General features: G+C 47.7%; 7 protein-coding genes. 2 read left to right on the top strand and 5 right to left on the bottom strand.

Features of this window, described 5'->3' with window-relative positions:
• Positions 1–209 precede the first annotated feature (209 nt).
• Positions 210–2,747, top strand: a complete 2,538-nt coding sequence (locus AAGR14_RS21855; protein ID WP_342646367.1) for a zinc-dependent metalloprotease — start codon at positions 210–212, stop codon at positions 2,745–2,747.
• Positions 2,748–2,833: 86 nt separating this feature from the next.
• On the opposite strand, the gene AAGR14_RS21850 is transcribed toward AAGR14_RS21855, so the two are convergent.
• The 5 genes from AAGR14_RS21850 to AAGR14_RS21830 form a co-directional block, all read right to left on the bottom strand.
• A complete protein-coding gene (locus tag AAGR14_RS21850) occupies positions 2,834–3,739 on the bottom strand; it encodes an AraC family transcriptional regulator (protein ID WP_342646366.1) in 906 nt (301 codons plus the stop codon).
• Positions 3,740–3,765: 26 nt separating this feature from the next.
• Positions 3,766–4,605 carry an SDR family NAD(P)-dependent oxidoreductase gene (locus tag AAGR14_RS21845; RefSeq protein ID WP_342646365.1) on the bottom strand — a complete coding sequence of 280 codons (840 nt, stop codon included), beginning with the start codon at positions 4,603–4,605 and terminating at the stop codon, positions 3,766–3,768.
• A gap of 131 nt (positions 4,606–4,736) precedes the next feature.
• The gene (locus tag AAGR14_RS21840) at positions 4,737–6,044 is read right to left on the bottom strand and encodes a hypothetical protein (protein WP_342646364.1); all 1,308 of its coding nucleotides are present in this window, start codon (positions 6,042–6,044) and stop codon (positions 4,737–4,739) included.
• A gap of 119 nt (positions 6,045–6,163) precedes the next feature.
• Entirely contained in the window at positions 6,164–6,856 is a 693-nt protein-coding gene (locus tag AAGR14_RS21835; protein WP_342646363.1) for a response regulator transcription factor, read from the bottom strand.
• Positions 6,853–8,304 (bottom strand): HAMP domain-containing sensor histidine kinase, encoded by a 1,452-nt coding sequence (locus AAGR14_RS21830; RefSeq protein WP_342646362.1) that lies wholly within the window; start codon positions 8,302–8,304, stop codon positions 6,853–6,855. The genes AAGR14_RS21835 and AAGR14_RS21830 overlap by 4 nt, the downstream gene beginning before the upstream one ends.
• 109 nt (positions 8,305–8,413) lie before the next feature.
• On the opposite strand from AAGR14_RS21830, the gene AAGR14_RS21825 reads away from it, so the two are divergent.
• Positions 8,414–10,801 carry an outer membrane beta-barrel family protein gene (locus AAGR14_RS21825; RefSeq protein WP_342646361.1) on the top strand — a complete coding sequence of 796 codons (2,388 nt, stop codon included), beginning with the start codon at positions 8,414–8,416 and terminating at the stop codon, positions 10,799–10,801.
• Positions 10,802–10,832: the final 31 nt, after the last annotated feature.

Below are 10,832 nucleotides of genomic sequence, written 5' to 3'. Positions count from 1 at the left end.
TTTTTACTTTGATAGCGTCGCATTTGTTATAATTTAGCAAGAATAAGTCATGAATAATTGAGAAATAGTCATTAAAAATTACAAAAGTATTAAAAAAGCAAAATTTTGAAGGTAGATGCGCATAGTATTTTATCATCATATCGTTAATTTTTAAAAACGTTGATTGATATTCAATTATTCGGTCTCAGAAAACCCCTAATCAGAAATATATGAAATTAAATTTAGCTTTAATGGCAGGTGCGTTAGCTTTAGGCACTGTTGCTTGGGCGCAGGATGGTACGCCACCACCGGGACGTACAGGTATGAACCGTCAAACTAATGCTTCGCCAGCTACCAGTATTGCCGGTGCTACCCAGGGCATGAAAAAGTTTGAAGGCTACTTTAACTTTTATTATGACGAAAAAACGGGTAAAGTACTGTTAGAAGTAGATAAGTTTGACCAGGAGTTTTTATACTTTGCTTCATTAACCGATGGTGCCGGTAACAGCGCCGAACGTGGACAGGCCTCGGCCAATATTGCTAAGTTTGCCAAAGTAGGTCCCAAAATATTTTTGATAGAACCCAACTATAACTACCGGGCCGGCAACAGAAATGTTGATGAACAGCGTGCTGTAGAAAATGCTTTTGCTAAATCGGTGATATGGGGTTTTGCGCCGGTAGCTACCGAGGGTGATAAAGTTTTGATAGACCTTACTCCGTTTATTGTACGCGACAGCCAAAATATTGGCGGGCGGTTAGGCAGTGCGCCCTCATCGGGTGGTGCTAATGGGCGTGGGGCTGCTGTTGGCGGCGGCGGTTATCGGGTAGATGATACCCGATCGGCGGTATACATGGCTAACACTAAGAATTTTCCTAAAAATACTGAGTTTGAAGCTATGGTTACCTTTACCGGCGGCGCGGGCGGCGGGCGGGGCTTTGGTGGTAACAGTATAGCGCCAGACCCCAGCGCCGTGACGGTAAAAATGCACCAGTCGTTTGTTGAACTACCCGAAGAGGGCTATAAGCCACGCAAGTTTGACCCGCGGTCGAGCTTCTTTTTATTCAGCTACATGGATTTTTCGGCGGATATGAATGAGCCACTGGTAAAGCGCTTTAGTCGCCGGCATCGTTTACAAAAGAAAAACCCTGGAGCCGCCATGAGCGAAGCAGTTAAACCCATTGTGTATTATGTGGACCGCGGCGCGCCCGAAAAAATTAAGAAGGCATTGATTGAAGGCGGCGGCTGGTGGAACCAGGCTTTTGAAGCCGCCGGTTTTAAAAATGCCTTTCAGGTAAAAGAACTGCCTGAAGGTGCCGACCCGATGGATATCCGTTACAACGTAGTAAACTGGGTAAACCGCGCAGGCAACCCGCGGGCATTTTCGTATGGTTCGTCCTATATTGACCCGCGTACCGGCGAAATTATCAAAGGTGTGGTTACATTAGGGTCAGACCGTCACCGCCAGGATTACATGATTGCCGAGGGGCTGTTACAGCCATATGAAGATGGCAAAGGCACCAGTAAAAAGATGGAAGAAATGGCGCTGGCCCGCATCCGGCAGTTATCAGCCCACGAGATTGGCCATACACTGGGTTTTACCCATAATTTTGCTGCCAGCCCCAAAGACCGCGCCTCGGTGATGGATTATCCCTTTCCGCGCATGACCTTGAAGGTCGACGGCACGGTTGACCTCTCGGATGCCTATGCCAAAGGTATAGGTAGTTGGGACAAACGGGCCGTGACGTGGGGTTACTCAGAGTTTCCGAAAGGAACCGACGAGAACGCTGCCTTGGATAAAATCATGAACAAAACCATTAAACTGGGCTTTCAGTACATCCCTGATATTGGCGGGTATGTACACCCCGCATCTCACCAGTGGGATGACGGTGTAAACCCGATTGATGAGCTAAATAAATTGATGAAAATCCGCCGCCAGGTACTAAATAGTTTTTCGGAAAAAGCCATTGTAAAAGATGCCCCAATGGCTACACTCGAAGAAGTACTGGTACCTATTTACCTGTTGCACCGTTATCAGATTGAAGCGGTAGCTAAATCGGTAGGTGGCTTATATTTTACTCATGCCGTTAAAAACGACGGACAGGTACCTACGCAAATGGTTGACCCGGCCGAGCAATGGCGTGCCTTTGATGCATTGGCTGCCACTATTACACCCGATGCCCTGGCCCTGCCCGAGAAACTGATTGCCAAAATACCGCCGCGGCCAACAGGCTACCCGGCCAGCATGGAAACTTTTAAAGGCAATACCGGCCCAACGTTCGACCCTATTGCCGCAGCTGAATCTGCCGCAGGCGAAACGATTTCGTCGCTTTTGAATGCGGAGCGTGCCGCCCGATTGATTGAATACCATGGCCGCGATAGCCGCCAGCCCGGCTTTATGGCAGTGGTTGATCGCCTGTATGATAAAACCTGGAAAGCACCTGCCGTCAATGGCTACCATGGCGAATTACAAACTATGGTAAATAACCTAACCCTCGAATATCTGCTGCAATTAGCCGCCAACAACCGCGCCTCTAAAATTGTGCGCGGGCAAGCGTTGCTAAAGGTAAACGAATTGAAAGACTGGCTCACGGCTAAGATGCCATCGGCAGAGGCTACACAAAAAGCCAATATGTATTATGCTTTGGCGCAAATTGAAGACTTTAAAGCCAATCCCGAAAAGTATCAGACCGAACCGGCGGTAGAAATGCCGCCCGGCGCTCCGATAGGTATGCCCGGCATGAGCTTTTTGGATGATTTTAACAAGTAAGCACCCGGCCACTTAACTCCATTAAAATAACAATACCTCCCGGTTAATTTTGGGAGGTATTGTTGCTTTGTTGTAGTTGTAAATTATCAGGAGGCTATTTGCCTAAACGATGTCGGCGTGGCGTGGGTAAGCTTTTTAAAGAAATGATTAAAGTGCGAGGGTTCTTCGAAACCCAGGCAGTAACTTATTTCGGCAACGTTCCAGTTGGTGTGTTGCAACAGGGCTTTGGCCTCGGCTATGAGGCGCTCAAAAATAAGTTCGGTGGTGGTTTTGCCGGTTACCACGCGCACAGCACGGTTAAGGTGATTAACATGCACATTGAGCTGCTGGGCAAAGGCTTTGGCCGAGCGCATACCAAATTGCTGAGATACCGATTCTATAGGAAACTGGCGTTCCAGCAAGTCGGTAAATACGGCGGTTAAACGGGTATTGGCGTCTGCCTGCTGATACAGCGTTTCCGACGGTTTTAGCTTTAGCGCCTGGTGGATTATCTCCATCAGGTAATTACGAATCAAGTCGTATTTGTAAAGATAATCCTGCTCAAGTTCCTCCTGCATTTTTTTGAAGATGCTGGTTATTTCTGCATCCTTTTCTGCACTCAGGGGAAACACTGCTTGTCCGCCCATAACAAACATGGGTATTTCCTTGATGCCGTTGCGCACCTGACCGGCAAAAAATGCTTCCCTGAAAATACAGAAGTAACCTGATGGATCATGGGTAAGCCGCTCAAATTTATACGGCACCAACGGATTGAAGAAGATAAGGTTAGTACCATTAACTTCCACACTTCTATCAGCATAATGAAACAAGTGCCGCCCGCGGATGAGCATAATCTTATAAAAATCGCGGCGGCTGTATTTAACGGTGCTGTATCCATGCCGGTACGTCTCTTCCAGGTTAAATACATTGAAGTGCCCAATGTCCTTTTTCAGGTCATCGGGCATCCAGTTAAACTTGTGCCGGTAAAAATCTTCGAGCGATTCGGTTTGCATAAGTATTGCAAATATAAAACAACGACCTACGCTTCAAAGTCAGTAAAAGACGATAGCGTTTTCCACTTTTCTAAGTCGTCAGTCAGCAGTTTTGTTTTTTGTACAGCCCGGTTATAGGCATCAGTACCCATAAAAAACCTAGCGGGAGGTTCGGGCATTTCGGCCAGCTGAATAAATACGTCGGCAGCCTTTTCCGGGTCGCCGGCCTGCTTGCCGTCCATAGTTAGGTAGCGTTCGTGCGAGGCCCGGATGGCTTGATAGTCGTTAATCTTATGGTCGGAGATTACTAAAGACTGCTGGCTTAAAAACTCGGTGCGGAATCCACCCGGAGCTACTACCGTTACGTTTATACCCAACTCGCGCACATCTTCGGCCAGTACCTCGCTCAAACCTATTACCGCAAATTTGGTAGCCGCGTACATAGCCCAGCCGGTAGCTGCCGCAAAACCGGCGATAGATGATATGTTGATGATGTGCCCCGACCGCTGCTTACGCATATAAGGCAATGCCTGTTTAGTAACTTGTATAGTGGCAAACACATTAACATTAAAACTTTCGGCCACTTCCTGCTCAGATAATTCCTCCACACTGCCGCCAATACCAAAGCCGGCGTTGTTAACTACGACATCTATTGTTCCGAAATGCTCTACCGTTTGCTTAATGGATGCGCTTACTGAACCGGCATCCGTCAAATCAACGCCAAGCGGTAAAAAGGCATCACCTTCTACTGCACCTACTGCCGACTTTAAAGCTTCTGCAGATCGTGAAGTTGCTGCAACCCGATAACCGTTTGCGAGCAGTTTTTTAACCAATGCTAAGCCTAATCCTTTAGAAGCACCGGTAACGTACCATACTTTCTTATTCATTGCTTGTTTGTTTTTGTGATACAAAGGTGAGCAAAGAAACTGCCCGAACGTTTGTATCCATCAAACCAATGATTGTCAAATTCAAACAATCACTTCAAAATCAAATTAATAAATGTAGTGGCGTTGTTGGGTTAGTGCTTTACCAAACTGGCAGGCGAAACCTCACTGCTCAGCAACTGGCCAAATATTTCCCAGCGCTTATTGGGATTTTTAGCGGTGCCGCCTTGCTGCTCTACATAGTTTTTAACCAGGTCCTGGCCGTAATTGTAGTTGATGACGTAACTGCGGTTTTTTCTGATAAAGTCGAGCGATTTTTCGGCCACCTCATCGCTCATCAGTCCGTATTTGCGCAGCCAGCTTAGGGCTTTGCTGCGGGTCATGGTATCGTTAATCAATCCGCGGGCTACCTCGTTGCGCACGTAGTTTAATTTGGCTTTAATGGCAAGCGCTTTAAAGTATACGTCGATGCCGGCGGTATCTAATCCAGCCAGGGGTAGCAAGGTAGCCTTAGCAAAATTTACTTTATCGTTACCGGGAAAAGCCAGCTCCACGCCGTAATTGGCGCTGCCCTCGGCAATTAACGACTGCGGACTAAACAGTGGGTATAACGACAGCTCTACCCAGCCGCGGCCCCGGTACAGGTTTTTTTCGAGCATCATGTTGTACACATGGTGACCGGGATAGCTTTCGTGGCTGCCTACATCGATGGCGCGCTCAATGTAAGCTTTGGTATCAGTATTAATCTGGATAACGCTTTTATAGTTGCCTTTGTACCAGTTGTAACCCGTCCAGGGTTTATCGGTTACAAACTCGAGGGTAAAACTTTCGTTAGCGGGTAACTGGTAGTGGGCCTTGGTGCGCTTGCGGGCTTCGGCAATAGCAGCATTCATTACCGTTTCCAGTTTATCTTTAGGGATCACAAAGTGCCGGGCCAGTTTCTGGAAGCGGTCGTTCACGTTGCCGCGGCCGGGTAAAATACTGTCCAGTTGGTCTATATAAGCTTTAAAATAGTCTTCATTATATTCGGGTGCTACCACACCAAAAAGCTGTTTCGACTCATCATCAAACGACTCATACTCGCCGCTGGCAATGCGGATGCGGCGGCTAAAGGCCATCAGCTGGTCGTACATCCAGTTGGCGCGCATTTTATTGGAGTCGATGGTGGAGGCATGAGACAGGTTGCCCAGGGCATTGGTTAGCTCATTAACCGACGCTAAAAGACTGTCTTTCGGGAAATCCTCGCCGGCGGCCTGTTTCGGTTTCAGCGAGTCGGGACCGTAGTAGGCATCCACAAAGGCCTCGTCGTACTGCCCTATGGTTAAACCCAGGTGCACATAATCTTCGGCAAGTTTGTTAAGCTGCCGGGTTTCTTCCTTTTCGGCAGGACTTTTACACGATAACACGAACAGCGCCGGAATCAGCAACAACCAGTTTTTCATAAAACGAAACAGATAGATGGCCGTAAAACTACAAACAACTGCCGACTTATACAGCATACCCCTCAGGTATGAATCGAAATAAGAAACGTTGCGGCCGTAATTACAGGCAATCTATCAGATTAGCAAATTAACTTATAACCGATGCCCCTGATATTTAAGACCTGTATTTGCAAATCGTCTTTAAGCATTTTGCGAAGGTGGGTAACAAAAACCGTCATGCTGTTGGCGTTATAATAATTGTCATCGCCCCAGATGGTTTGCAAGGCCTGCTGCCGCTCCAGCACCTGGTTTTGGTTTTGCAGCAATAGTTTAAGCAGCTCCATCTCTTTAAACGACAGATCGTAAAGGCTTAACGGCGTTTGCAAACGCTGTGTAATAGTATCCAGTCGGGAGTTACCAAAGGTGTACACCGTTTGCGGTGCCTCCGTGCTTTGTGCAGGCCCTGTGCCAAAGCGCATTAGCAGCGACTCGATGCGAACCAGTAGCTCGGCAATACTAAACGGTTTTTTAAGATAATCATGCCCTCCGCTTTTAAAACCCTTCACCACATCTTCGGGCATTGATTTGGCGCTCAAAAAAATTATCGGGACCAGCGGGTTTAACTGCCTGATGTCATCGGCCAGCGTATAACCATCCTTTAGTGGCATCATAATATCCAGCAGGCACAGGTCGGGCTTATGGTTTTTAAACAGTGCCAGTGCTTCTTGCCCATTGGTAGCTGCTAATACCTCATAGCCTTTAAGTTGTAAATTATCAGCGGTAATCTGCGCCAAAAAAGGCTCGTCTTCGGCGTATAATATGCGGTACTTCATGCTGCTGCAGGTAAGTATAAAATAAATGTACACCCTTTGCCCTTGGTGCTTTGCAGTGCCACCCAGCCACTGTGCTGCTCAATCACTTGTTTAACATAATTTAGGCCCAGGCCCGAACCATTTACCTGGTGTATGTTCGCCGTAGCACCGGGCACCCTAAAAAAACGGTCAAACACCCGCTGGTGGTACAAAGGTTCTATACCGGGTCCGTTATCACTAAATTTAATAATTACCTCGCTATGGCTGCGACTACAACTGATGTGCAACTGTACACCCTGTCCGCCATATTTTAAGGCATTTTCGGTCAGGTTATAAAATACATTGGTGAGGTGCGCCGGGTCGCCGTATACAAAGCAGGGCTCCGGTAGTGGCTGCCAGTTGATCTGTGCTTCTTTATGCGCAATTTGCAGTTGCATAGAAGCCAATACGTTCTCTATCCCCTGCTGTACATCAAACAACTCGTGCCGGTAACTTACCTCGCCGTTATCTGCCTGTTCCAGGTTTAATACTTTTTCAATCATCAGGTTAAGCCTGCGCAGCTCGCTCCGGCTCATTTCAATATAGTTTTTTAACATAGCCGGATGATTTTCTAAATGGTTATTACTGATGGTTTCGAGGGCGATAGCCACAGTAGATACCGGTGTTTTCAGTTCATGAGTCATGTTGCTGGTAAACGCAAAACGTGCCTGCGCATACAACTGCTGGCTACGCATCATTTTAATAATCACTAAAAAGGCAATGCCGGTAAGCAATATCATCAACACCGACGACACCAGGTAATACCGCATCCTGTAAAGTACTGTGCCGGTTAACGATGGTAAAACGAGCTGATATTTATGTAAAAATTTTAAATTATAGGTGTAGTGCTTGCTGGCAAAAGCCGGCTGGATTTGCTTTGTTGGTGCGGTTGTGCTATCTAAACGGTCGTGGTCATAATCATAACGGGCAGCGTATGCAGCGGTGCTTATGCCGGCCTGATGCAAAGCGGCTGTTATGGTGCTATCCATTTGTTTAAACGTTCGCACATCAAGCAGCTGGTTAACCCTGGGTAGTTGCGTATCAATAACGTGCGAAGCATGTGGTTTGTAGCGAATATTATGGTTTAAAAAAGATAAGCGCATTTGCACTACAGTGCTATCTTCGGTTAAGCCGTAATGAAATTCGCTATGCAGGTCATCTACCTTTAAATCGTCAAAAGACTGCCGGAGCTGCAGCCATTGCGGCGACATAAAAAACTCGCGGAAGCGGGCACTTTGCTCGTGCCCGCGGGCTATACTGTTGTAGGTGGTGGTTTTGGCCGCTGTGCTTACCAGTTCTTCAACCTCCGTTTTAAGCTGCCGGTGCTGGCTCTTATAAATTTGAGCAAGCCACACCAATTGCAAACTGACCGTAATGATTAACGATGCAATAACCAAAGCGTATACATAACGGGCCGGAAGCCTTTTCATGAAGCTAATTTGCCAATAAGATTTTATTACGTGCCCGGTAAAAACACAATTTAATGTTATTTAATACTTGTTAAGTTTGCTTAATATTACTTACGGGTAGTTTTACTGCATGAAAAAAGCCTTATCACTTATTGCGCTGTTGTTACCTTACTGCTTGTTTGCACAATCGGTTATTAAAGGCACGGTCACCAATGCTGCACGCCAGCCGCTGGACGCCGTTACGATTACGCTGAGCTTAAATGATAAACCCGTACCATCCGTTTTGTCCCGGCAGGGTGTGTTTGAGCTACACATTAAGCCGGGCGCAAGTTATAGTTTAACGGCAACGCATGTGGGCTACCAAACAGTGAAGCGTAAGCTCCGTTTACCTGTCGATACCCTGCAAATCATCATGCAGCCCAAGGCCCAGCAACTGCAGCAGGTAACCGTAAATGCCAACAAGCCCATCATTGAACGCAAGATTGACCGCGTAGTTTTTAATGTAGAAAACAGCCCCATAGCCAGCGGCAGTACTGTATGGGATGCCTTGAGTAAGGCACCCGGCGTGCAAACCAAGTTTGATGGCGGCATCAGCGCCATGGGCAAGGGCGTAATTGTGTATATGGACGATAAACCCCTGCGGCTCTCGGGCGAGGATTTGGCCAATTACCTGCGCAACCTGCCGTCTGACAATGTGAGCAAGATGGAAATTATTACCAACCCTACCGCGCGGTACGATGCGCAGGGCGGAGCGGTTATCAACATTGTATCAAAAAAGCCCAAGGGGCAGGGGCTGAATGTGATTTTAAACGGCGTATACACCCAAGCTACTTACGGCAGCTATATTGCCAGCAGCGTGTTTAATTACCGCAAAGGCAAACTGAATATTTACGGCAACTACGGTTACAACCAGCGCAAAAAAGACCACCGCGAAGACGAATACATTATTTACCAGAACCCCGGCAGTTACTCGGATTGGGAAAATACCAAAAGGGGCATCCGCTGGGGCCGGGGGCATACCTACCGGGCCGGGGCCGATTACAACCTGACCAGCAAACAAGTAATTGGCTTTTTGGTGACCGGATACAATAGTTTAAACAACCGCACCAATGCCGTACAAACCAATATTTTTAACAACTATCGCTCCATGCTCGATTCGGTGCTGCAAACCAATACGCTTACCAACGGCCGCACCAACCAGTACAGCTTTAACCTGAACTATAAAGCCAAACTGGACACCAACGGCCGCAGCCTGAATATTGATATAGACTATGCGCCTTACCGCAACAACAACGGGCAGTTTGTAAACAACCTGTCGCTACTGCCCGGTGGCGGCCTGGCTTCCAGTCCGTACAACATTTATACCCCTTCAGTACAAAACATCAGCATTTATTCGGGCAAGGTAGATTATACCTACAAGCTGGGCAAAAAGTGGAATATGGAATCGGGCGCTAAGTACAGCAGCATTGTGAGCCAGAATATTTTTGATTTTTATAATAACGGAGGGCCTGCGCCGGTGCTCATCCCGGCCCGGAGCGACAACTTCAGGTACAGCGAAAACACGGCTGCGGCTTATACCAGTATATCCGGCAGCCTTGGCAAGTGGAGCCTGCAGGGCGGTCTGCGCGGCGAATATACCCGCACCCGTGGCTACTCCGTCACGCTCGACTCGCTAAACCTCAACCGCTATTTTAAGCTGTTCCCTACCTTGTTTGTGATGTATAAGCTTGATGCTGATAACGAGTTTAATTTTACCTACGGTTACCGCATTAACCGGCCCGAGTATGTAAGGCTCAATCCTTTTAAATCTTACAGCAGCCCTTATACTTACCTGGTGGGCAACCCTGCCTTGCAGCCGGCCTTCATTCATAACGTCGAGCTGGGCTATACTTACAAAGGGCAATACAACGCTACCCTGTTTTACCGGCACACCAACAATTATTTTAGCAATATTACCGTGCAGGACAACGTGAACAAGCTTTTTTATGATACCCAGCAAAACCTGGAGCTCAGCCGCGAAGCGGGTGTTGCCTTGTCGTTCCCGGTAAAGCCTGCTGCCTGGTGGGAAATTAACAATTACCTGCAAGGAACCATTCACCAGGAACGTTCGGGGTACTTAAACGGCAGTTACGATTACCATTTATGGCGGGCCTACCTCAGTACCGACCATGCCTTTACCCTGAGCAAAAAGCACAATCTCAAAGCCGAGGCCAGCGCCTGGTACTCATCGCCCTCTATACAGGGTATTTTTAAGGTGGCCCACACTTATGATGTAAGCGCCGGCATCCGTAAAACTATCCTGAACGGGCAGGGAACAATGCGCCTGGCGGTGAACGATATTTTTTATGGCAATGCCTACCGCATTAATGTAAACTACCAGAACCAGCGCAACGGTTTTTACGAAAAGAACGATACCCGCAGCATCACCTTTAGTATGAGTTACCGGCTGGGCAGCGACGTAACGGCCACCCGCCGCCGCAATACCGCCAGCGAAGAAGAGAGGCGCCGGGCCGGATAAACAGACCGGTTCAACTAAAAGGTTTTAGTAC

The sequence above is a fragment of the Mucilaginibacter sp. CSA2-8R genome, from assembly GCF_038806765.1.
GTDB lineage: Bacteria > Bacteroidota > Bacteroidia > Sphingobacteriales > Sphingobacteriaceae > Mucilaginibacter.
The sequence above is the reverse complement of the archived record's forward strand: the minus strand, read 5'-3'. Positions and strand labels throughout refer to the sequence as shown.